This is a genomic window from Rhizobium jaguaris (assembly GCF_003627755.1).
Lineage (GTDB): Bacteria > Pseudomonadota > Alphaproteobacteria > Rhizobiales > Rhizobiaceae > Rhizobium > Rhizobium jaguaris.
The window spans coordinates 1,689,729-1,711,035 of sequence record NZ_CP032695.1; the positions used below are offsets into that span (position 1 = coordinate 1,689,729).

Genomic DNA, 21,307 nt, shown 5'->3' on the forward strand with positions numbered 1-21,307 from the left:
CATCCGGGAGGCCTGTACCGATGGGAATTTCACGGAAACTATCCGTATCAATCCTTCAGCCGGTACTGCTCCAATGCGTCACGGTTAATTTCGATGCCGAGACCGGGGCCGTCCGGAATGGCGACGACACCGTTCACATGCTCCAATGGCTTTGTCAAAACAGCCTGGCGGAACGGATTGTGGGTGCGGTCGAATTCCAGGATCGGAGGCCGGCCGTTGCGACGCGGCGGATCCGGGGGAAGAGCCGCGATGAATTGCAGGCTGGCAGCGATCGCTACGCCCGTTCCCCAGACGTGGGGCACGAGACGCACCCCATGTATGGCAGCCATATCCGCAATGCGCCGCATTTCGCTAAACCCGCCCGTGCCGCAAATATCGGGCTGGATGATATCGACGGCACGGGTTTCCAGCGGCTCGCGCATGCCGAAGCGGCCATGCCAGGTCTCGCCGCCTGCAACCGGGATCGGCTGGCCGGCGCGCACCGCGCGATAGGCGCTGAGCTGTTCTGGAATGACCGGCTCCTCGAACCAATCGACGCCGTATTCCGCAACGGCCTCACCGACCGTACAGGCTTCCAGCGCGTCATAGCCATGATTGGCGTCGATCATCAGCCGGATACTCGGACCGATCGCCTCGCGCACGGCGCGGATGACGGCGATATCCTGATCGACATCGAAGCCGATCTTGATCTTCACCGCATGGAAGCCCTGCGCAACATAGGCGGCGGTTTCAGCGGCGATATCGGAGACCGGGTCGACGCCGTCCTTGCGGAAGGAGCCGGTGGCGTAGGCCTTCACATCTTCGCGGAAGCGGCCGCCGAGCAGGCGCGACACCGAAATGCCGTGATGTTTACCCTTGATGTCCCAGAGCGCGATATCGATACCGCTGAGCGCCGTTACAGTGAGCCCGCGCTGGCCCTGGTCGCGCAGGAGATTGTAGAGTTCGAGCCAGATGACTTCCGTGTCGCGCGGATCGCGTCCGAGAAGGCGAGGGGCGTAGGCTTTCACGACCGCGGCATTCGGACCGGCCGGGCCAAGGCATTCGCCCCAGCCGATCGTGCCGTCATCGCAGACGATTTCGACAAGGCAATGTTGGCGACGGTCGAAGCGCATGGAGGCGCTTTCGAAGGCGTGATCCAGCTTATGGTCAAGCAGATGGGTGTGGACAGCTGAGATTTTCATGGGCGGTACGGCCTGATCAGATCATCGAGCATGGCGACTTCCTGTTCGGTCAGGTCGGTCAGTGGCGGGCGAACCGAACCGGCATCGAAGCCGAGCAATCGGACGCCAGCCTTGATGGCCGACACCGCATAGCCCTTCTGGCGATTGCGGATGTTCATGAAGGGATAGAAGAAATCAACCAGCAGCTTGTTGGTCGCCGCCGTGTCGCCGGCGCGCAGTGCTTTGTAGAAGTTCTGCGCCAGGGCCGGCACGAAGTTGAAGACGGCCGAGGAATAGGTGGTAACCCCCGCGCCGAGATAGGCATCGGCGAACAACTCGGCCGTCGGCATGCCGCCGAGATAGGTCAGCCGCTCGCCCATCGTCGCAGTGATCTTGCGCACCAGGCCGATATCGCCGGAACCATCCTTGAAGCCGACTAGGTTCGGGCAGGCATCGCAGAGCCGAGCAAGCGTTTCGGCCGTCAGGATGGAGTTGTCGCGATTGTAGACCATGACGCCGATCGAAACGGCGTCGCAGACCGCCTTGATATGCTGGAACATGCCGTCCTGCGGCGCGTCGATCAGGTAGTGCGGCAGAAGCAGGATGCCGTCTGCGCCGGCTTTCTCCGCCGACTGCGCGATCTGGACGGCGATACGCGTGCCATATCCGCAGCCTGCGACGATCGGCGTATCGCCGGCGGCGGCCTTTGCAGCGCTGACGATGGCAGGGATTTCATCCGGCGCCAGCGAGAAGAATTCGCCGGTGCCGCCGGCGGCGAAAAGCACGCTTGCCTTGAAGCCCGAAAGCCAGCCGACATGATCGCTATAGGCAGCGCGATTGAAACCGCCGTCTTTGCCGAACGGCGTCACAGGAAAAGACAAGAGCCCGGCGCCAAGCGCGGCCTTGAGAGCTAACGGGTCCATGGACACGAGGATCCTCCAAAATCCGTAGGAATTGATGGGAACATAGAGGACATATGATAACAGTCAATCTCTTATCATATATCTAGATTCAAGATCCTTTTCGGATAAGGTTGCGATACCGCTGCTGACTGCCCTTCAGATGCAGTCGCATCGCCTCACGTGCGCCGTGTTCATCGCGATCCGATATGGCTTCGGCGATGCGTCGGTGTTCGGCCTGGATCTGCGCCAGATAATCGGCGGAAGCGGTTTCGTCCGGCTGATCCAGGAGGAAGGAGCGGGGAATTATCTTCCTGCCCGTCAATTCCAGAAACTCGCGGAAGCGCGGATTGTTCGTCGCGTCGGCAATGGCGAGATGAAACTCGAAATCGGCTTCCGACGTCGCAATGCGACGCTCCATCGCACGGTCGACATCCTCGAAACGCTCGATGATCGCCTCATCTTGCGCAGGGGAGCGGCGGGCGGCGGCGAGGCCGGCAGCCTCGGTTTCCACCGCAGCACGCAGTTCCAGCATCTCGATGATGGAGGAAATCCGCCCGGGATCGGTCTCCAGCAAGCCGGTAGGAGGAAAGGGCCTCGCATTGCGGACGAAGACGCCGACGCCGTGGCGCACCTCGACCAACCCATCGGCGCGCATCGATGCGATCGCTTCGCGAATGACGGTGCGACTGACCTTATATCGTTCGGTGAGGCCGCTTTCGCTCGGCAATTTTTCGCCAAGCTTCAAGGCGCCGCCGAGAATTTCCTGTCGCAATTGCTGGCCGACGACATCCACCAGGTTGCGCCGGCCCGCCCGCCGTCCGTCACGCTCCTTGGTCTTGATCGCTGCAGCCCGCCGCATTCCGACATCCCCATGTTTCGAACATGAAGATTACAGATATATGATGACGAGTGGAAGCCTATATTATAAGTTCTGCCCCGATGATACCGATATGGGAGAAAACCATGCTGAAAACTCTATTGATGACGGGTGCTGCCGGCGGCGTTGGCCAGGCACTGAGGCCACTTCTTTCGCAGATCGCCGAGACCGTCGTACTCTCGGATATTGCCCCGATCGACGATCTGCGCCCGAACGAACGCTTCGTTGCCTGCGATCTCGCTGACCGCGGCGGCGTCGAAGCACTGGTCAAAGGCGTCGACGGCATTATCCATCTTGGCGGGATTTCCCTGGAAAAGCCCTTCGATCTGATCCTGCAGGGCAATATCGTCGGCCTATACAATCTCTACGAAGCTACCCGTGCCGCCGGCAAGCCGCGTATTATCTTTGCCAGCTCCAACCACACGATCGGCTACTATCGCCGCGACGAGCGCATCGACAACACCGTGCCGACACGTCCGGATTCGCTCTACGGGGTCTCGAAGGTTTACGGCGAAGCCTTGGCGAGCCTTTATTTCGATAAGTTCGGTCAGGAGACATTGTCAGTGCGCATCGGCTCGTGCTTCCCTGAGCCGCGCAATCCGCGCATGCTGGCGACATGGCTCAGCGCCCGCGATCTGCTGACGCTTTGCGACCGCGCCTTCGAGACCCCTCGGCTCGGACATACGATCGTCTACGGCGCCTCGGACAATGACGAGCAATGGTGGGACAACCGCAACGCCGCCTTCCTTGGTTGGAAGCCGCAGGACAGCTCTTCGCCCTGGCGCGCGCAAGTGCTGGCGAACGCTTTGCCGGAAGACCCGAATGACCCAGCCGTCATCTATCAAGGCGGTGGCTTTGCCGCAGCCGGCCATCCGGAAGACTGAGGTTAAGCGGAGTAAGCAACGAAGCCGGGACGGCGATCCGCTCGCAATATCTCAGTCGCCGTTTCGGAACAATCTCCAGCGCGTCGGCCTGAAAGCGATGCGATTGCGGTCAAGCGCGCCGGCTTTGTCCGGCGGCAGCTCGATTTCGATTTGCTCATGATTGGCGCCGATATTCATTTCGATATGGCGAGTGCCTGCAACGCGGCGGGTGGCGGTCAACAGTCCGGCGATGCAACCGCCGTCGCCGTCGCGAAGCTCGATATCATGCGGGCGAAAATAGAGATAGGCTCCGCCGTCGCGTTCGTGCGGTGTGCTTAGCCCGAGGGGTCGATCCTCGAACCAGATTTCGCCGCTGGAAATGCGCACCTTCACGCGGTTGGATTGTCCGATGAAACCGTAGACGAAGGGCGAATTAGGTGTGTCGTAGATTTCGTCCGGCGTCCCGATCTGCTCTATTGCGCCCTTATTGAGCACGACGACACGGTCAGCCAGTTCCAGTGCCTCTTCCTGATCGTGGGTGACAAAAACGGTGGTGTGGCCGGTGCGGTCGTGAATTTCGCGCAGCCACTTGCGCAAATCCTTGCGCACCTGTGCGTCGAGTGCTCCGAAGGGTTCGTCCAGAAGCAGCACGTTAGGCTCGACCGCCATGGCGCGCGCAAGCGCCACACGCTGCCGCTGGCCGCCGGACAGCTGCGCCGGATAGCGCTTCTCGAGGCCGTTGAGCTGCACCAACTCCAGCAGTTCAACGGCGCGACGATGAATTTCGGTGCGGGAAGGGCGGCGCGATGGAGAGCGCACCTTCAGGCCAAAGGCGATATTATCCAGCACCGTCATATGGCGGAACAACGCATAATGCTGAAACACGAAGCCGATGTTGCGCTGCTGCACCGTCTTCTTCGATGCATCTTCGTCACCGAAGAAAATCTGCCCCTCGGTCGGAGTTTCTAACCCGGCGATCAAGCGCAGCAGCGTCGTCTTACCTGAGCCGGAAGGGCCGAGGAGCGCGATAAGTTCACTAGAGCGGATATCCAGGGAAACATCATTCAACGCCGGAAAGCGGCCGAATTCCTTGCGCAGGTTTTGAACGCGAACTTCCATTAACAATTCCTTCAGTGACGCCGGCTGGCTGCGATTTCTTCGCTATAGCGCATTTCCAGCAGCGTCTTCAGTATGAGTGTCACAAGGGCGAGCAGGGCGAGAAGCGTGGCAACCGCGAAAGCTCCCGAAAAATTATATTCATTATAGAGAATCTCGACCTGCAACGGCATGGTGTTGGTTTCACCGCGAATATGGCCGGAGACGACGGACACTGCGCCGAACTCGCCCATGGCGCGGGCGTTGCAAAGGAGAACGCCGTAAAGCAGGCCCCATTTGATGTTCGGCAAGGTCACATGCCAGAAGGTCTGCCAGCCATTGGCCCCGAGCGACAGTGCCGCTTCCTCGTCCGCATTTCCCTGCTCCTGCATCAGCGGGATCAATTCGCGGGCAACGAAGGGGAAGGTGACGAACATCGTCGCAAGCACCAGACCGGGAACCGCGAACAGGATCCGGATGCCATGACTCTGCAACCACGGCCCCAGAACGCTGTTCGAGCTGAACAGGAGCACGAAGACCAGGCCAGATATCACCGGCGACACGGAAAACGGCAAATCGATCAGAGTCGTCAGGAACGCCTTGCCCTTGAACTCGAATTTGGCGATCGCCCAGGCCGCGGCAATACCACAGACGAGGTTCATCGGCACGCTGATGCCGGCAACGATCAACGTCAGCCGGATGGCGGCAAAGGTCTCGTCATCCACCAAGGCGTTGAGGAACTCCTCGGCACCCTTGCGGAACGCTTCGACAAAGACGGCGGCAAGCGGCATCAGCACCATCAACGCCAAGAAGGCGAGCGAGATGACGACGAAGGTCCAGCGCGCGAGCTTGCTCTCGGTAATCACGGAATGAACCGTGTCGGATGAGGAAACGGACTCATGCGCCATAGCCGTACCTCTTTCTGCTCCAGGATTGCGTGAGGTTGATGACCAAGAGCATGACGAACGAGATGACCAGCATCATGGTCGCAATCGCCGTCGCCGCTGCGTAGTTGTATTCCTCAAGTCGGATGACAATGAGCAATGGCGCGATTTCGGAGATATAGGGCTTGTTACCGGCGATGAAGATCACCGAGCCGTATTCGCCAGCCGCACGCGCGAAAGCCAGAGCGAAGCCGGTCAGGGCGGCCGGAGCCAGGCCCGGCAACAAGACGCGGGTGATCGTCTGGAAGCGGTTTGCTCCGAGCGTCGCAGCTGCTTCTTCCACTTCGCGGTCAATCTCTTCCATGACCGGCTGCGCCGTGCGCACGACGAAGGGCAGGCCGACGAAGATCAACGCGATGATGATACCGGCCGGCGTGAAAGCGATCGTGATGCCGAGCGGCGCAAGAAACTGACCGATCCAGCCATTAGGGGCGTAGAGCGTCGTCAGCGCAATGCCGGCGACGGCGGTCGGCAAGGCGAAGGGCAGGTCGACCATGGCGTCGATGATGCGTTTGCCGGGGAAGCGGTAGCGCACCAGCACCCAGGCAAGGATCAGCCCGAACACCGCATTGACGATGGCGGCAATGAATGCGCCGCCGAAGCTCATGCGGAGTGCGTAAAGCGTGCGAATATCGAGCGCAATGGCCCAAAACTTGGACCAGCCGAGAGAGCTGCTCTTCCACAGCAATCCCGAGAGCGGGATGAGAACGATCAGGATGAGCCAAGTCAAGGTAACGCCGAGCGCCAATCCGAAGCCCGGAATGACACTCGGCTGCCTAAACCGCCACCGTTTGCGGATTATCGCATGCATACAGAGTTATTGTCCCGGCTTGTACATCTGATCGAAGATGCCACCATCATCGAAGAACTTCGGCTGAGCTTGGGACCATCCGCCGAAATCGTCAATCGTTGCCAGCTTCAAACTCGGGAACCGAGCAATATCCTTGGGGTCGGCCACTTCTGGCTTGATCGGTCGATAGTAGTGCTTGGCCGCGATCTTCTGACCCTCATCGGAATAGAGATAGTTCAGATAGGCTTCGGCAACCTTGCGGGTGCCCTTGGCGTCGGCATTGGCTTCGACGACCGCAACCGGCGGGTCAGCGCGGATCGAAACAGAAGGCGTCACGATCTCGAACTTATCGGGGCCGAGTTCTTCGAGAGAAAGATAAGCCTCGTTCTCCCAGGCGAGCAGAACGTCGCCGAGACCGCGCTGGACAAAGGTCGTGGTCGCGCCGCGGGCACCGGTATCGAGCACCGGCACATGCTTCAGCAACTGCGTGACGTATTCCTGCGCCTTGGCGTCGTCGCCGCCATTGGCCTGCTTAGCCCAGGCCCAGGCTGCCAGGATGTTCCAGCGAGCGCCGCCTGACGTCTTTGGGTTCGGCGTGACTACCTGAACGTCGCCCTTGACCAGATCCGACCAATCCTTGATGCCCTTCGGATTGCCCTTGCGCACGAGGAAGACGATGGTCGACGTGTAGGGAACGCTATTGTTTGGGAACTTGGTCTTCCAGTCGGCCGGAATTTTTTTCGTCGCCTTGGCAATGGCGTCGATGTCGCCTTCCAGTGCCAGCGTCACAACATCGGCGTCAAGGCCATCGATGACCGAGCGCGCCTGGGCGCCGGAGCCGCCATGCGAGGCCTTGATGTTGATGCTTTCACCGGTATCCTTCTTCCACTTCGCGGCAAAGGCTTCGTTGAAATCCTTGTACAATTCGCGCGTCGGATCGTAGGAAACGTTGAGAAGCGTCTTATTCGCGGCCCATGTCGGCGCCACCGCTGTAAGCGAAAAACTGCCAATCAGAACTGCGGCGGCGAGAAGCCTCGAAAGCTTTATCGTCTGCATGGTGACCTCCTTCGTTGTCCCTAAACCCTATCAACTTGGTCGTATAAAGTAACGAAGATTGTTCCCGACTGCCGCAATTACATAGAACGGCATCCCATAGAATCAAGGAAAGTGAAATCTCATTCTCGCGCTTCGGCCACCGTCCGCCGACACCGCATCAGCAGATCGAGTCGGTCATGAAAACGGAATAGAGTTCGTCGGCACTTTTTGCCTGACGCATGGCGGTCAACACGCCTTCCATTCTAAGCCGTCTGGCGATGGCCGCAAGCACGTTAAGATATTCGCTGCGGCCATTTTCAGCAAACAGCAGCACGAAGGCCAGATCGGTTGGAACGTCGTCGATCGCCTCGAAATCGACCGGATGGCTGAAGCGAACCATCAGCCCACGCGGTCTCGTCATCCCGATGATCGCCGCGTGCGGAACGGCGATGCCGTTGCCGATTCCGGTCGTCCCAAGCTTCTCCCGCGCTTCCAGCGCCCGCAGAACCAAGCTTTCGTCGAGGCCGAGGCAATGAGCCGCTTTCGACGACAAAAGCTGCAAGGCGCGCCACTTGGTCGGCGCAGAGAGGCCGACGAAGACGTGCTCGGGCAGGATGATGGTGGAAAGGTCCATGGTCACTCTCACGCTCGGACATCGGTAGTTTTGGCAGGGCTCTGCGTCGCCGGCCTCTCGATAAGGACGGCGATCGTGCAAATCATGGGTTCGGGGCTTCAGTCCGGCTCGCGCAGGCGATAGCCGACGCCGGTCTCCGTGGTGATGTATTGCGGTTGATCCGGAATCTGTTCGACCTTCTGCCGGAGTTGTCGGACGTAGACGCGCAGATACTGCACATCCGCCGCCGGACCCCAGACCTGCTTCAACAGGAACTGATGCGTCAGTACCTTACCGGCATGCTGCGCCAGCACCCGCAGGATGTCGTATTCCTTCGGTGAAAGCTTCACTTCCTTGCCGTCGACCTTGACTATGCGCTTGACGAGATCGATCGAAAGGCCGCCGGTCTGGAAGATCGCTTTTTCGCCCTGCTGCTGCAGACGGTGGCGAAGCGCCACGCGAATGCGCGCCGCCAATTCGTTCATACCGAAGGGCTTGGTAACGTAATCGTCGGCACCGGTTTCCAGTGCCTTGACGATGCCGGCCTCATCGGTTCGGCTCGAAAGAATGACGACCGGCATCTGCAACCCGTCTTCGCGCCATTCCTGCAGGAGGTCATGGCCAGGCTTGTCGGGTAGGCCGAGATCGAGCACGATCAGATCGGGCTGATCTTCCTGCACGGAAATCCGCGCCGCGGCGGCGCTCTGGGCTTCATTGACGGCGTAGCCTTGGGCACTCAAGCCGACGCGCAGCAATTTGCGGATCGGCGGCTCGTCATCGACAACGAGTATCTTGACGGCGGTCGTGGTCATTTCAATTCATCCAGCTTAGGTAGATCTGTTGGTTTCGGCAGGCGGATGGTGAAGACCGCGCCTTGACGATCGGTCCGGTTGCCTGCGGTGATTGTGCCGGCCATGGCCTCGATGAAACCACGGCTGATGGAGAGGCCAAGGCCGGTGCCGGCCCGCACCTGATCGCCCTTGCGGACGCGATAGAAAGTATCGAAGACTCGTTCGAGATCGGCGGGCGGAATGCCCGGGCCTTCATCCATGACGCGGAAAACGATGTTGTCGACATCGGCCCAGGCCTCCAAACGAATGGTAGAGTCATCCGGCGCATATTTGGCGGCATTGTCGAGCAGATTGAACAACACCTGCTCGAAGAGGACGGGATCGACCCGCACCATCGGCAGATCGACCGGAATCTGCACCTCGACGTGATGCCGGGCGAGGATTTTTGCCCCGCGCCGAAGCGCACTGCCGACGATATCGCCACCATAATGCAGGGCGTAATTCGGCTCCATCGCGCCAGACTCGATCTTGGTCATGTCGAGCAGATTAGCGATAAAGCGATTCAGCCGTTCGGATTCATCGACCACGGTCGACAGTAGATCGACGCGATCTTCATGCGGCAGGGTTTCCAGATAATCCCGCAAAGTGCCGGCGGCACCGAGGATGGCGGCGAGCGGTGTCTTGAGATCGTGCGAGATAGAGGTCAGCAAGGCGGAGCGCAGCCGATCGGCTTCGACGGCCAACTTCGCTCGGTCGACGTCGGCAACCAATAGTACGCGCTCGATGGCAAGGGCCGCCTGATCGGCCAAAGCATCGAGCAGGCGCTGCTGTTCCGGCGTCAGTAGCGGCCCTTCGCGACGGTCGCTATCGAGGCCGATAACGCCAACGGCCGTACGGCCGGTGCGCAGCGGCACATAAAGACGCTTGGCTCCCGGCAGCGTATCGGCCCCACGGCCGGCAGCATGATTGTGCTCCCAAGCCCAGCGCGCGGCTGCGATATCGGCATCGTCGAGCGTGTCATCGGGCGGATAGCCCGCTTTGACGGCAATAGTGCCATTCTCGGGCAGCAGCAGCACCACACGCACCTTCAACATCGAAGCAATCTGGAAGGCTGTCGCCCAGAGTACGTCATCGAGCGTGCCGGTGCCGGCAAGCTTCTTCGAGAAAAGATAAAGATCCTCCGTCGTTCGCGCCCGCTGGCGCGCGGCGGCGGCCTGCCGTTGCACCGTTGCGGTGAGATTGCTGGCAATGACGGCGACACCAAGAAAGAAGAAGAAGGCAAGCACGCTTTCCGGATCGCTGATCGTCAGCGTATAGCGGGGCGGCAGGAAGAAGAAGTTGAAGGCTAGTGCACTGAGAAGGCAGGAATAGAGGGCCGGTCGCAAGCCTTGCGTCACGGCCGAAGCCAGCACCGCCATAAGGAACACCAGCGCCAGGTTGCGAACATCGAGAACCTGGTCAAGGATTACGCAGAAACCGAGGGCGACAGCGACGTAGAGCGTCGCCAGGATATAGCCGCGCAACTGAAACGGGGCGGGCGAGGGCGCCGCTCTGACCCCACGATTCGCCGTCGTGTCCTCCGTGTCATTGCCGGAAATGACATGTACGCTGATGTCGCCGGCCTTGCGGATCAATTCGTAGGAAACCGAGCGCTTCGACCAGTCCCGCCATGTGCCGATCTTCGGCGAGCCAATGACGATGTGAGTGACATTGTTGCTGGCCGAATGGCGAAGCAGCTCTTCGGCGACCTCACGGCCGGGAATGGTAATGGCTTCGCCGCCGAGCTGTTCGGCAAGTCGCAGAGTCGCCGCAATGGTGTCGCGCTGCGCCTCGGTCAGATTGATGGATCGGTTGGTCTCGACATAGACGGCCGCCCAAGGCGCGCGCAGGCGCGAGGCCATGCGAGCGGCGTAGCGCACCAACAAAGCCGAGCGTGGATGATGATCGATGGAGACCAGTACGCGCTCGCCTGCCGCCCACGGGCCCGGGATCGCATGCGCCTGCATATGGGTCAGAAGCTGGTCGTCGACCCGCTGCGCCGTGCGCCTCAACGCCAGCTCGCGCAGTGCCGTCAGATTGCCGGGGGTGAAATAGTTGGTCAGCGCCCGTTCGGCCGTCCTTGACACATAGACCTTGCCGTCATGCAGGCGCTTGATCAGGTCGTCGGGGGTCAGATCGATGATCTCGACATCGTCGGCCATGTCGATGATCGAATCCGGTACCGTTTCGCGCACACGCACGCGGGTAATTTGCGAGACGACATCGTTCAAGCTTTCGACATGCTGGATATTCAGCGTCGTATAGACGTCGATACCGCGGTCTAGCAGCTCCATGACATCCAGATAGCGCTTCGGATGACGGCTGCCCTGCGCATTGGTGTGGGCGAGCTCATCGACCAGCACCAGGCCGGGCCGGCGCTTCAGGATCGCATCGAGGTCCATTTCGTCCAGCGCGCGACCCTTATAGTCGATCTGGACGCGGGGAATGATCTCGAAGCCTTCGAGCAAAGCCTGCGTCTCCCGACGGCCATGGGTTTCGACCACCCCGACGACGACATCGACGCCGTCGGCAATTTTGGCTTTGCCAGAGATCAGCATTTCATAGGTCTTGCCGACGCCCGGCGCAGCGCCCAGAAAAATCTTCAGGCGGCCACGCGTTTCCCGCCGAGCCTTTTCCAGAAGCGCGTCGGGGGAAGGCCTGCTCAGCGTGTCGCGGCTATCGTCTGGCATTAATTGCTCTTTCCTGACGGGCGTGATTGAGGCGGCCACCGCCGCCTCAACCTTTTGGTCTTATTGAGTCATAGAAGCATCAAGCGCCTGGTTCAATGCCAGCACGTTGACGACCGGTTCGCCGAGAACACCAAGTTCGCGCGGCTCAACGGCTGCATCGACAAGCGAGCGGACTTTGGCTTCGTCCATGTTGCGGGCCTTGGCCACACGCGGCACCTGGAAATAGGCATTGTCCGGCGTGATGTCAGGGTCGAGACCGCTGCCCGAGGTAGTGAGCATGTCGATCGGAACCGGCACATTCGGGTTCTGCGCCTGCAGGGTTGCGGCATCGCCCTTGATGCGGGTGATGAGGCTCGAATTGGTCGGACCCAGATTGGATGCGCCGGAGTTGGCGGCATTATAAGGTACTGATACCGATTTGGTCGGATCGTTCGGGTCTGCGCCTGTCGTTGCCGACGGGCGGCCGTGGAAATACCTGTCGCTCGTAAAATTCTGGCCGATCAAGGTGGACCCGATCACCTTGCCGTCCTTCTCCACCAGGCTGCCGTTGGCCTGGCGGGGAAAGAGTGCCTGGGCGGCACCCGTCATGGCCAGAGGGTAGACAAGGCCGGTCAGAACGGTCGTAGCGACGATCATGACGATTGCAGGTCTGATTTGTTTCAACATGAGAGAAACTCCTTAGGCGAGGCCGACGGCGGTGATCACCAGGTCGATGGCCTTGATGCCGATGAAGGGAACGATGATGCCGCCGAGGCCGTAGATCAGCAGGTTGCGGCTGAGCAGCGCGCCCGCGCCGATCGGGCGATAGCGGACACCCTTCAGCGACAGCGGGATCAGTGCGACGATGATGAGCGCATTGAAGATGATCGCCGAGAGAATGGCGCTTTGCGGTGTTGCCAACCCCATGACGTTCAGCATCTTCAGTTGCGGATAGAAGGCAATGAACATCGCGGGAATGATGGCGAAATACTTGGCGATGTCGTTGGCGATCGAGAAGGTGGTCAGCGCGCCGCGGGTCATCAGCAATTGCTTGCCGATTTCCACGATCTCGATGAGCTTCGTCGGGTCGCTGTCGAGGTCGACCATGTTGCCAGCTTCGCGAGCGGCAACGGTGCCGGTGTTCATGGCGACGCCGACATCGGCCTGCGCAAGTGCCGGCGCGTCGTTGGTGCCGTCGCCGCACATGGCGACGAGCTTGCCCTTCGACTGCTCCTCGCGCATCAACGCCAGCTTCATTTCCGGGGTCGCCTGGGCAAGGAAGTCGTCGACGCCGGCTTCGGCGGCAATGGCTGCTGCTGTGAGCGGGTTGTCACCGGTGATCATCACAGTGCGGATGCCCATGCGGCGCAGTTCGGCAAAGCGCTCGCGGATGCCACCCTTGACGATGTCCTTGAGCTGAATGACGCCAAGCAGGCGACCGTCACGAGCAACCGCAAGCGGCGTGCCGCCGGCTTTGGAGACTTCGTCTGCTATTGCCTGCAGATCGCGGATCGTCTCGCTGTTGGTTCGCGCCATTACGGTGGCACCGGCGCCAGAGGCTGCTGCAGCCGCTCCGTTGACATAGGCCAGGACCGCGTCCACCGCACCCTTGCGGATCGAGGAGCCTTCGAGATCGACGCCGCTCATGCGGGTCTGGGCGGTGAAGGGCACGAATGTGGCCTTCAGGCTGGTCATGTCACGGCCGCGGATCGCATATTTTTCCTTGGCGAGCACCACGATCGAGCGTCCTTCAGGCGTCTCGTCTGCAAGCGAAGCGAGCTGTGCCGCATCAGCCAGATCCTGCTCCGTTACGCCTTTGACAGGGCGGAAAGAGGTGGCCTGACGGTTGCCGAGGGTAATCGTGCCGGTCTTGTCGAGCAGCAGGGTATCGACGTCGCCGGCAGCTTCGACGGCGCGGCCGGACATGGCGAGCACGTTGAAGCGTACGAGACGGTCCATGCCCGCAATGCCGATAGCCGAGAGCAGCGCGCCGATCGTGGTCGGAATCAAGGTCACGAACAGGGCAACGAGAACGACCGTGGAGATTGAACCGCCGGCATAGGCGGCAAAGCTCGGGATCGTCACCGTGGCCAGGACGAAGATCAGCGTCATACCGGCAAGCAGGATATTGAGCGCGATTTCGTTCGGCGTCTTCTGCCGTTCGGCGCCTTCGACCAGCGCGATCATGCGGTCGATGAAGGTCGAGCCGGCGGCGGCAGTTATGCGGACACGGATCTCGTCGGACAGCACCTGCGTGCCGCCGGTGACGGCGGAGCGGTCGCCGCCGGATTCGCGGATGACCGGGGCGGATTCACCGGTGATGGCCGCTTCGTTGACCGAGGCGACGCCCTCGATGACTTCGCCATCGGAGGGGATGATGTCGCCGGCTTCGACCAACACGACATCACCGACCTTCAGGCTGGTGCCGGGCACCATCTTGTAGTCGGTCCGGCTGTTACCGGTCAGAAGTTTCGCCTGGGTTTCGGTACGGCTCTTGCGCAGCGATTCGGCCTGCGCCTTGCCGCGGCCCTCGGCGACGGCTTCGGCGAAATTGGCAAACAGCACGGTGAACCAGAGCCAGATGTTGATCTGGAGGGAGAAACCGAGATTACCGCCGCCAGTCAATAGATCGCGCAGGAAGAGGACGGTGGTCAGCGTCGAGACGACGGCCACCACGAACATGACGGGGTTTTTGGCAAGGGTCCGCGGGTTCAGCTTTGTGAAAGCACCGCCCACGGCCGGAATGAGGATGCGAGAATCCAAAATACTCGCGGATTTTGACTGGCTCATAAGAGACTCCAGCGTGAAGAGGGAAACGGCGGATCGGGATTGCCCGATCAGCCCAGTAAAAATCTGAGGACGGCTAGGCCGAGGAACAGTGTGACCATCGCAACCAGGATGACATTGGAAGCGCAGGCCATCCGGGCCGGGCCACGCCCCCTGTCAAAGGGGCGTGGATCAATGAGCTTTCGAAGCCTGATGAATATCGGCTGCGACATCACAGTCATTCCTTAGAAAGCCTGGCCGGCAATCATCGACAGATGTTCGACGATCGGACCGAGAGCGAGTGCCGGGAAGAACGTCAGCCCTCCGACAATCAGGATCGTGCCGACCAGCAGGCCGACGAACAGCGCACCATCCGTCGGGAAGGTACCGGCCGAGGCTGGAACGGTCTTCTTGGAGATCAGCGAGCCAGCAATGGCGAGTGCCGGAACGATGACCAGGAAGCGGCCGATCAGCATGACGATGCCGAGGGTGATGTTGTACCAGGGCGTGTTGCCGGAGAGGCCGCCGAAGGCCGAACCGTTGTTCGCCGCCGCCGAGCTGTAGGCATAAAGGATTTCCGAGAAGCCGTGCGGACCGGGGTTGCCGATGGACGCAACGGCCGCGGGCAGTACGGAGGCGATCGCGGTAAAGATCAACATGCCAAAGGGCAGGCAAAGGACGGCGAGCATCGCCATCTTGACTTCCTTGGCCTCGATCTTCTTGCCGAGATATTCCGGCGTACGGCCGACCATCAGACCGGCGACGAAGATGGCGATGATGACGAACATCAGGATGCCATAGAAACCGGCGCCGACGCCGCCGATGATGACTTCGCCGAGTTGCAGGTTGATGAGCGGGATCAGGCCGCCGAGCGCCGTGAAGCTGTCGAGCGCACCGTTGATCGCGCCGCAGGAAGCTGCGGTGGTGATAACGGCAAACAGCGAGGAGGCAGCGATGCCGAGACGGACTTCCTTGCCTTCCATGTTGCCGCCCTGGATGCCGAGCGCATGGACCAGCGGATTGCCTGCGGCTTCTGCCCAATAGGTGACGACCACGCCGGCGATGAAGAGCACTCCCATAGCGGCCAGAATTGCCCAACCTTGACGCTGGCTGCCGACCATGCGGCCGAAGACGTTGGTCAGTGCTGCGCCGATGGCGAAGATCGCCAGCATCTGCAGGAGGTTGGAGATTGCATCGGGGTTTTCGAAGGGATGTGAGGAGTTGGCGTTGAAGAAGCCGCCGCCGTTCGTGCCGAGCATCTTGATGGCAAGCTGTGAGGCAACCGGGCCGACAGCTATCGTCTGTTGCGCGCCTTCGAGTGTCGTCGCGTCAACATAGGGGCCAAGCGTCTGCGGCACACCGAGATAGACGAAGGCCAACGTCAAAACGATGCAGATCGGCAGCAGGACATAGAGCGTCGCGCGGATCATATCGACCCAGAAGTTGCCGATCGCCTTGCCCGAGGCGCGGGCAAATGCGCGGATCAACGCTATGCCGATGGCAATGCCGGTTGCCGCGGAAACAAAGTTCTGCACGGTCAGCCCGGCCATCTGGACGAGATAGGACATCGTGCTTTCGCCGCCGTAGTTCTGCCAATTGGTATTGGTCACGAAACTGGTTGCCGTGTTGAAGGACAATTCCGGCCCGACTGCGGTCATACCGGCCGGATTGTACGGCAGGCTGCCCTGCAGGCGCTGCAGCGCGTAAAGAACGATGAAGCCAGCGAGGCTGAACAGCAGCATGGAGATCGAATAGGTCGTCCAGTGCTGCTCCTCACGCTCATTCGTTCCCGCAATGCGATAAAGGCCCCGTTCCAGCGGACCGAGGACGTAAGAGAGCATTGTGCGCTCGCCAGTGAAGACACGCGTCATATAACCGCCGAGCGGTTTGACGAGCAGAAGGAGGATTCCGATATAAATCAGAATCTGAAGCCATCCATTGAAGGTCATGGGGGTAACTTTCCCTACCCGGCGCTATGGAACTAAAAGCGCTCAGGGCGAATGAGAGCGTAAATCAGGTAAGCGGTGAGAAAGAGGGTCACGCCGCCACCGAGAATGTAATCCAGGAGCATTGGTGTCTCTCCGATTAAAGGCTGTCGCAGGCTTTGGTGTAAGCGATGCACAGGACGAAAAATAAAGCACCGATCCCGATAAGAAGAATGTCCATCATCGATCGTGAATCCTTGATTTGTTCTTGTTAAATGCCGAAATAGGCTGCAGGCACCTTCGAAGAAGGCGCCTTTTGTTTCTTTCCGACGTGGAGATTACCTTGCCGATATCTCTTGCATTAATATGCGGCCGAACAGCATTAAGGTTCGAGACGACGGGATGGGGAAAGATATAAAAATCTTATAAATGCCGACCTGTGCGGCTGGAACGAAACCCTAACGGGACATAGGGCTAAGGCTACCGGCGAACCGCTCCGCCATCCTGGCTTTCGACTATTTTCTCTGATGAATTCAACGAAAGCGCGTGTCTTGGCAGACCGACGTGTGCGATTGGCATAATGCGAAATCGGACCAGCATCCGCATGCCAAGAGAGCAGGACGCGGACGAGAGCACTGCTTTCTATATAGGGAAGGGCATCCGGTACGGCCGGATCAAGCGGCGACTCTGCAGGAAAGCCGGCAGCAACGGCAGGATGTGGACTGCGCCGAAGGTTGGGCTCGTGGCTAACTTCAGAACTCGCGCAACGACCAGGCGTAAAGCCCGTCAGCGACTTCCGGCGCTCTGGCGGCGGCGGGCGCCGCAGCATTCATTGAACTTCTTGCCCGATCCACAAGGACATGGATCGCCGCTGCGACGTTGCAATCGGCCGACCAATGGCAGCAGAACTGCCGAAGGCAGCAACCTCGCCGTAAAGGCGACCAGCTTGGCCGAGATACCCGGCACGACCAGACGGCGTCCGGATTTGAACCCGCGCCAGGCGCGTTCGGCCACATAAGCCGAATCCAGCTTGGGCAGAATCTTGAATAACGCCGCCCGGCTAGCTCCAGATTTTTCGAGAAATTCCGTGGACACCGGCCCTGGAGCGACACATGTAACCGTCACGCCGGTGGCGCGCAGCTCCTGATGAAGCGCTTCCGAAAAGGAACGCACGAAGCTTTTGCTGGCATAATACAACGCCATATTCGGTCCCGGAAGGAACCCGGCTATGGAGCCGAGATTGATTACGCCGCCGCGCCGCCGCGCCGCCATTTCCGGCAAAAAGCAAAGGGTCAGATCGGTGAGGGCGCGTATATTGAGGTCGACGATCCCAAGCTGATCCCCGATAGGAAGGATCGTCGCCGCGCCGCGCAAACCATATCCGGCACTATTGATGAGGACATCACAGACCAAACCGTTTGCGGTCAAGAAATCGCGCAGACGCGTCGATGCATCGGATGCAACAATATCCAACTCCAGTGTGTACGCCTCGCCACCGGCCTTCCGCACATCAGCCGCGGCAGCCGCCAGACCATCCGATGACCGCGCAACAAGGACGACAACAGCCTTTTCGCGGGCAACGACTTTGGCCATTGCCCTCCCGATACCACGCGAAGCACCGACGACCACGACCGCAAAGCGGGCCTCTTCCTGAAGGCTCATGTCGCGGTTCCCAAGGCGGCCGCGTTGGGCACGACTTCGCTTTGAGCAAGGCTTTTCACTTCAGAGGCAACGTCGTCGTTCAATATTTTCTCGAACCGCTCCAGAGCTCGCGCCACATTGGCCCCGTCCATCACTCTATGATCGTAGTGGATGCGCACGGTTACCGTCCCGTCCTTGCTGATCGGGCCGTAGTTCAGCAGCGTCGTCAAGGGCGTTAGCGGATTGAGGGACTCTGCTCCGAGGCCCGAATAGACCGACAGTTGGAAAGTGCCAAAAAACCGCGGCCGCTGCCTGCCAATGTTCAGCCCAAGCCACATCATCAGCCATCTAAGGGGCGCCGGCAGACGTGCAAACTTCAGCATTCGCCGGAATCCCTTTATCTCAAGGACTGGAAGTGACCGAGCGGCTATGCTGAGCGCCTCGAGTTCGATGATGGATCTCGTCTCCGGGCGCTTTATGAGGCTGAGCAATACGACCCGTTCGCCCTCATGTTCGCGCTCGTGGGCAATTGAAGCCACGCTTTCCGGGTATTCGTAAAGCTGCGGTCTAGGCAACTTGACATAAGCGCGCCGCAGTTCCGGAATCTCGCGTGCGAGAAGCGCGTATCCCTTCAGGAAAAGGACGGTCCAGGACGGCCTCGTTGGCTGCGTCTGCATCGTCCTGGCCTCCAGCAATGGGCCAAGATTCATCTGCCGCTGCACCGCGACCCGCGGCACCCCGATCGAGAATCTCATCAAATCGCCGACAAGACGTCGCGATGCTGATAACTTGATTGTTCGCCCTCGCATGGTGCCACCTCTAATAGAGATAGGGGATAATTCGCTTCGTCCGATCCATATAGGCGCGGTACTCGGGGCCGAAATATTCCAGCATCATACGCTCTTCTTTGTCCACCCGCAGGAAATAAAGGATGGCAAAGCCCAACAAACCAGCCAGCCCCACCACCCAGTTCGACAGCAAAAAAGCTTGTCCAAGCGCCATGAGCAGGAAAGAGGTGTACATTGGGTGGCGGATGAGGGCGTATGGGCCGCTGCAAACCAGTTGGTGCTGTTCGCGAATCTCCAGCGTTATCGACCAGTTCTTGCCGAGTTCCTTATGGGTCCTGCGGAAAACCCACATCGCCGCGACGTATAAGATCGTCCCGACGCCGACGGCCCATACATGGGCAGGATGGTCGGCCATCCGCGGAATGCCCGTGGCGACGTAAATTCCGGGCACAACCGCAAGGCCCAGAAGAGCCGCGGCAAGCCCGATGGTCTCGATGTTTGAGCGTTGATCTTGGACGACCCGCAAGCGCTTAGCGCGACGCGCGAAAGGATATCGAATAACGTACCAGGCGACGACCCCAAGCACCCAGATGATTTCGCCGGCCCCGGCTGCCGATACGATCAAGTTGTTCACCAAAGCCTTTCTGCGATTCGCGATCATCGTCGCGTTGGCGATGACCACGCCCGCTCCTCAATTCCATCGACAATTTAGCGGAAGAATAGAATAGTACCAGAGCGGCTCGCAGACTCCGTGCGACAACACTTCAAGCCGTATTCATCTCTCGGAGTTCCGTGATGAACTGTTGCGGCCTCAGCCAGATACCTGGGACCTTATATCCCATGTGTCGCGCAATGTTCCCCACCCAATTATTGCAATTGTCGACCGTTGCTTGCCACAGATGGGAACTGGCTTGCTGCTTGCGTATGAACGCAACAACATCCGCGTATTCGGCGTCACTAAGCATGACGCGCCAACTGGCCGACCTGTACTGTTCTTCCAGGTCACCGTCGGTCGCTCCGGTCGTGGCTGGCACTGGCACGAAATGGCCTATGACGTAAGGCCCAGGATCCGGCGAGGCCGGCGCAAGGCCCGCGACTTCAGGATCGATCATCCTTCCATTCTCGTCGGCACGGCCAAAAACCACGTAGGTATGCCCGTAGGTCAGCGCATAGCGCGAACGAAATTCGATAAAGTGCCCGGATTTGTTTTGAGCGGAGGTTGTTACCGGGCCATGGCGGTTGGAAGTAAACCGGGGCTGGGGACTTTTATCTTCAGTCTGGCACGATGCTGTCGCCAACGCCAACAGGATTGCAAGCGAAAGGCCACCCATTCCACGCATCATCGGCGCACTCCATTAACCAGCCAGAACAAGCACCGGGCTCGAAGTAAGCGATCAACTCTTCGCCATTGTGATTGCAGGCAGGATCATTTGGCGGGGTTACAGAGGGGGGTCTGATCCGACCCCCCCTCTATAGAATGCTAAGCTTACTTGTAGACTGCCGCTGCCGGCGGCGGTGCCTTGCCCTTTCCTTTACCAACCCCTGCGCAAGCGCTGAGATTGGCAACTGCCAAGCAAGAGATGAGTACGATTAGAATTTTGCTCATCAAAGAAGTCCTCTCTCCTTAGGATTGCATTACTTATCGCAGGCAACGAATCAAATAGTAGTCACAACTAACATATTAGCCTAGTGCAGAAAAAACACACTTTGACGGATTATCTGCGCATTTTCGAACGTGCATAAGTTGCCCATGGTCAAACTGTCGGATCCGATGAGCGAACACCCGATCAGATGACCACGACCCGTGTCCCAACCGGGGCACGGCTATAGAGATCGACGATATTTGAGTTTGTCAGACGGATGCATCCGTTCGACACCGCATGCCCTATCGACCAGGGGGCGTTGGTGCCATGCAACCGGAACATGGTATCATGTCCGTCCTGATAGAGGTAAAGGGCGGCCGCGCCCAGGGGATTGAGCGGTCCGCCCGGCACACCGTCCGCATACTGCAGTAGACGAGGCTTACGTTGCATCATGTCATCGGTGGGCTTCCACGATGGCCACTCCGCTTTACGTCCGATGGTGGCTTCCCCTTTGAAGCTCAACCCCTCCTCGCCAACGGCGACACCATAGCGCGTTGCCCGGCCATCTTGCTCGACAAAGTAGAGATAGCGCTCCGACGTATTGACGACAATCGTTCCCGGCGGCTCGCCTCCCTCGTAAGCGACTTCTTGCCGCCGAAGGTTGGGATTTTCATCCGGATCCCTTCCAAAGACGTTATACCCAAGCGGCGGCCCATCCTCCGACCCCGACACGCATCCAGAAATCATCAAACTCAAACTACCGAGCACCAGCCCCCGGCGCGTAACGCGGCTTTCGTCCATTTCCACCTGCCCAGTAATAGATCAG

General features: G+C 59.7%; 21 protein-coding genes. 1 reads left to right on the forward strand and 20 read right to left on the reverse strand.

The window, feature by feature from the left end:
• Positions 1-47: 47 nt before the first annotated feature.
• From CCGE525_RS30045 to CCGE525_RS30055, 3 genes are all read right to left on the reverse strand, one after another.
• Positions 48-1,181, reverse strand: coding sequence for a mandelate racemase/muconate lactonizing enzyme family protein (locus tag CCGE525_RS30045; protein ID WP_120707868.1), 1,134 nt, complete (start codon positions 1,179-1,181; stop codon positions 48-50).
• Positions 1,178-2,083 (reverse strand): 5-dehydro-4-deoxyglucarate dehydratase, encoded by a 906-nt coding sequence (kdgD, locus tag CCGE525_RS30050; RefSeq protein ID WP_120707869.1) that lies wholly within the window; start codon positions 2,081-2,083, stop codon positions 1,178-1,180. The genes CCGE525_RS30045 and kdgD overlap by 4 nt, the downstream gene beginning before the upstream one ends.
• 88 nt (positions 2,084-2,171) lie before the next feature.
• On the reverse strand, positions 2,172-2,921 hold the full coding sequence (locus CCGE525_RS30055; RefSeq protein WP_120707870.1) for a FadR/GntR family transcriptional regulator: 750 nt from the start codon (positions 2,919-2,921) through the stop codon (positions 2,172-2,174).
• 104 nt (positions 2,922-3,025) lie between these two features.
• On the opposite strand from CCGE525_RS30055, the gene CCGE525_RS30060 reads away from it, so the two are divergent.
• A complete protein-coding gene (locus tag CCGE525_RS30060) occupies positions 3,026-3,823 on the forward strand; it encodes an NAD-dependent epimerase/dehydratase family protein (RefSeq protein ID WP_120707871.1) in 798 nt (265 codons plus the stop codon).
• Positions 3,824-3,874: 51 nt separating this feature from the next.
• Here the strand turns inward: CCGE525_RS30060 and CCGE525_RS30065 are convergent, their stop codons facing one another.
• From CCGE525_RS30065 to CCGE525_RS30145, 17 genes are all read right to left on the reverse strand, one after another.
• Positions 3,875-4,921, reverse strand: coding sequence for a sulfate/molybdate ABC transporter ATP-binding protein (locus CCGE525_RS30065; RefSeq protein ID WP_120707872.1), 1,047 nt, complete (start codon positions 4,919-4,921; stop codon positions 3,875-3,877).
• A gap of 11 nt (positions 4,922-4,932) precedes the next feature.
• Entirely contained in the window at positions 4,933-5,805 is an 873-nt protein-coding gene (cysW, locus tag CCGE525_RS30070) for a sulfate ABC transporter permease subunit CysW (protein WP_120707873.1), read from the reverse strand.
• The gene (gene cysT, locus CCGE525_RS30075; protein WP_120707874.1) at positions 5,795-6,652 is read right to left on the reverse strand and encodes a sulfate ABC transporter permease subunit CysT; all 858 of its coding nucleotides are present in this window, start codon (positions 6,650-6,652) and stop codon (positions 5,795-5,797) included. The genes cysW and cysT overlap by 11 nt, the downstream gene beginning before the upstream one ends.
• Before the next feature lie 6 nt (positions 6,653-6,658).
• A complete protein-coding gene (locus CCGE525_RS30080) occupies positions 6,659-7,687 on the reverse strand; it encodes a sulfate ABC transporter substrate-binding protein (protein WP_120707875.1) in 1,029 nt (342 codons plus the stop codon).
• 157 nt (positions 7,688-7,844) lie between these two features.
• Positions 7,845-8,300, reverse strand: coding sequence for a PTS sugar transporter subunit IIA (locus CCGE525_RS30085; protein ID WP_120707876.1), 456 nt, complete (start codon positions 8,298-8,300; stop codon positions 7,845-7,847).
• A gap of 98 nt (positions 8,301-8,398) precedes the next feature.
• Positions 8,399-9,091, reverse strand: coding sequence for a response regulator transcription factor (locus CCGE525_RS30090; RefSeq protein WP_120707877.1), 693 nt, complete (start codon positions 9,089-9,091; stop codon positions 8,399-8,401).
• Positions 9,088-11,799 carry a sensor histidine kinase gene (locus CCGE525_RS30095; protein ID WP_120707878.1) on the reverse strand — a complete coding sequence of 904 codons (2,712 nt, stop codon included), beginning with the start codon at positions 11,797-11,799 and terminating at the stop codon, positions 9,088-9,090. The genes CCGE525_RS30090 and CCGE525_RS30095 overlap by 4 nt, the downstream gene beginning before the upstream one ends.
• Positions 11,800-11,859: 60 nt before the next feature.
• Positions 11,860-12,465, reverse strand: a complete 606-nt coding sequence (locus tag CCGE525_RS30100; RefSeq protein WP_120707879.1) for a K(+)-transporting ATPase subunit C — start codon at positions 12,463-12,465, stop codon at positions 11,860-11,862.
• Between the two features lie 12 nt (positions 12,466-12,477).
• Positions 12,478-14,568 (reverse strand): potassium-transporting ATPase subunit KdpB, encoded by a 2,091-nt coding sequence (gene kdpB / locus CCGE525_RS30105; protein WP_120707880.1) that lies wholly within the window; start codon positions 14,566-14,568, stop codon positions 12,478-12,480.
• A 221-nt stretch (positions 14,569-14,789) separates the two neighbouring features.
• Entirely contained in the window at positions 14,790-16,493 is a 1,704-nt protein-coding gene (gene kdpA / locus CCGE525_RS30110; protein ID WP_120707881.1) for a potassium-transporting ATPase subunit KdpA, read from the reverse strand.
• Positions 16,494-16,525: 32 nt separating this feature from the next.
• Positions 16,526-16,615 carry a K(+)-transporting ATPase subunit F gene (gene kdpF / locus CCGE525_RS30115; RefSeq protein WP_034509905.1) on the reverse strand — a complete coding sequence of 30 codons (90 nt, stop codon included), beginning with the start codon at positions 16,613-16,615 and terminating at the stop codon, positions 16,526-16,528.
• Between the two features lie 640 nt (positions 16,616-17,255).
• Positions 17,256-18,131 carry an SDR family NAD(P)-dependent oxidoreductase gene (locus tag CCGE525_RS30120; RefSeq protein WP_120707882.1) on the reverse strand — a complete coding sequence of 292 codons (876 nt, stop codon included), beginning with the start codon at positions 18,129-18,131 and terminating at the stop codon, positions 17,256-17,258.
• Entirely contained in the window at positions 18,128-18,919 is a 792-nt protein-coding gene (locus tag CCGE525_RS30125; protein ID WP_120707883.1) for a hypothetical protein, read from the reverse strand. The genes CCGE525_RS30120 and CCGE525_RS30125 overlap by 4 nt, the downstream gene beginning before the upstream one ends.
• Positions 18,920-18,929: 10 nt before the next feature.
• Positions 18,930-19,523, reverse strand: a complete 594-nt coding sequence (locus CCGE525_RS30130) for a protein-S-isoprenylcysteine O-methyltransferase (RefSeq protein ID WP_245472337.1) — start codon at positions 19,521-19,523, stop codon at positions 18,930-18,932.
• Positions 19,524-19,662: 139 nt separating this feature from the next.
• Positions 19,663-20,241, reverse strand: a complete 579-nt coding sequence (locus CCGE525_RS30135) for a hypothetical protein (protein WP_120707884.1) — start codon at positions 20,239-20,241, stop codon at positions 19,663-19,665.
• Between the two features lie 143 nt (positions 20,242-20,384).
• Positions 20,385-20,504, reverse strand: coding sequence for an ABC transporter (locus CCGE525_RS39215; RefSeq protein WP_120707885.1), 120 nt, complete (start codon positions 20,502-20,504; stop codon positions 20,385-20,387).
• 181 nt (positions 20,505-20,685) lie between these two features.
• The gene (locus CCGE525_RS30145) at positions 20,686-21,282 is read right to left on the reverse strand and encodes a L,D-transpeptidase (RefSeq protein WP_120707886.1); all 597 of its coding nucleotides are present in this window, start codon (positions 21,280-21,282) and stop codon (positions 20,686-20,688) included.
• Between the last annotated feature and the right edge of the window lie 25 nt (positions 21,283-21,307).

Bases quoted from the DNA above. Each gene is read 5' to 3' on its own strand.
- CCGE525_RS30045 (WP_120707868.1), bottom strand. From the start codon at position 1,181: ATGAAAATCTCAGCTGTCCACACCCATCTGCTTGACCATAAGCTGGAT.
- kdgD (WP_120707869.1), bottom strand. From the start codon at position 2,083: ATGGACCCGTTAGCTCTCAAGGCCGCGCTTGGCGCCGGGCTCTTGTCT.
- CCGE525_RS30055 (WP_120707870.1), bottom strand. From the start codon at position 2,921: ATGCGGCGGGCTGCAGCGATCAAGACCAAGGAGCGTGACGGACGGCGG.
- CCGE525_RS30060 (WP_120707871.1), top strand. From the start codon at position 3,026: ATGCTGAAAACTCTATTGATGACGGGTGCTGCCGGCGGCGTTGGCCAG.
- CCGE525_RS30065 (WP_120707872.1), bottom strand. From the start codon at position 4,921: ATGGAAGTTCGCGTTCAAAACCTGCGCAAGGAATTCGGCCGCTTTCCG.
- cysW (WP_120707873.1), bottom strand. From the start codon at position 5,805: ATGGCGCATGAGTCCGTTTCCTCATCCGACACGGTTCATTCCGTGATT.
- cysT (WP_120707874.1), bottom strand. From the start codon at position 6,652: ATGCATGCGATAATCCGCAAACGGTGGCGGTTTAGGCAGCCGAGTGTC.
- CCGE525_RS30080 (WP_120707875.1), bottom strand. From the start codon at position 7,687: ATGCAGACGATAAAGCTTTCGAGGCTTCTCGCCGCCGCAGTTCTGATT.
- CCGE525_RS30085 (WP_120707876.1), bottom strand. From the start codon at position 8,300: ATGGACCTTTCCACCATCATCCTGCCCGAGCACGTCTTCGTCGGCCTC.
- CCGE525_RS30090 (WP_120707877.1), bottom strand. From the start codon at position 9,091: ATGACCACGACCGCCGTCAAGATACTCGTTGTCGATGACGAGCCGCCG.
- CCGE525_RS30095 (WP_120707878.1), bottom strand. From the start codon at position 11,799: ATGCCAGACGATAGCCGCGACACGCTGAGCAGGCCTTCCCCCGACGCG.
- CCGE525_RS30100 (WP_120707879.1), bottom strand. From the start codon at position 12,465: ATGTTGAAACAAATCAGACCTGCAATCGTCATGATCGTCGCTACGACC.
- kdpB (WP_120707880.1), bottom strand. From the start codon at position 14,568: ATGAGCCAGTCAAAATCCGCGAGTATTTTGGATTCTCGCATCCTCATT.
- kdpA (WP_120707881.1), bottom strand. From the start codon at position 16,493: ATGACCTTCAATGGATGGCTTCAGATTCTGATTTATATCGGAATCCTC.
- kdpF (WP_034509905.1), bottom strand. From the start codon at position 16,615: ATGCTCCTGGATTACATTCTCGGTGGCGGCGTGACCCTCTTTCTCACC.
- CCGE525_RS30120 (WP_120707882.1), bottom strand. From the start codon at position 18,131: ATGAGCCTTCAGGAAGAGGCCCGCTTTGCGGTCGTGGTCGTCGGTGCT.
- CCGE525_RS30125 (WP_120707883.1), bottom strand. From the start codon at position 18,919: ATGCGAGGGCGAACAATCAAGTTATCAGCATCGCGACGTCTTGTCGGC.
- CCGE525_RS30135 (WP_120707884.1), bottom strand. From the start codon at position 20,241: ATGATGCGTGGAATGGGTGGCCTTTCGCTTGCAATCCTGTTGGCGTTG.
- CCGE525_RS39215 (WP_120707885.1), bottom strand. From the start codon at position 20,504: ATGAGCAAAATTCTAATCGTACTCATCTCTTGCTTGGCAGTTGCCAAT.
- CCGE525_RS30145 (WP_120707886.1), bottom strand. From the start codon at position 21,282: ATGGACGAAAGCCGCGTTACGCGCCGGGGGCTGGTGCTCGGTAGTTTG.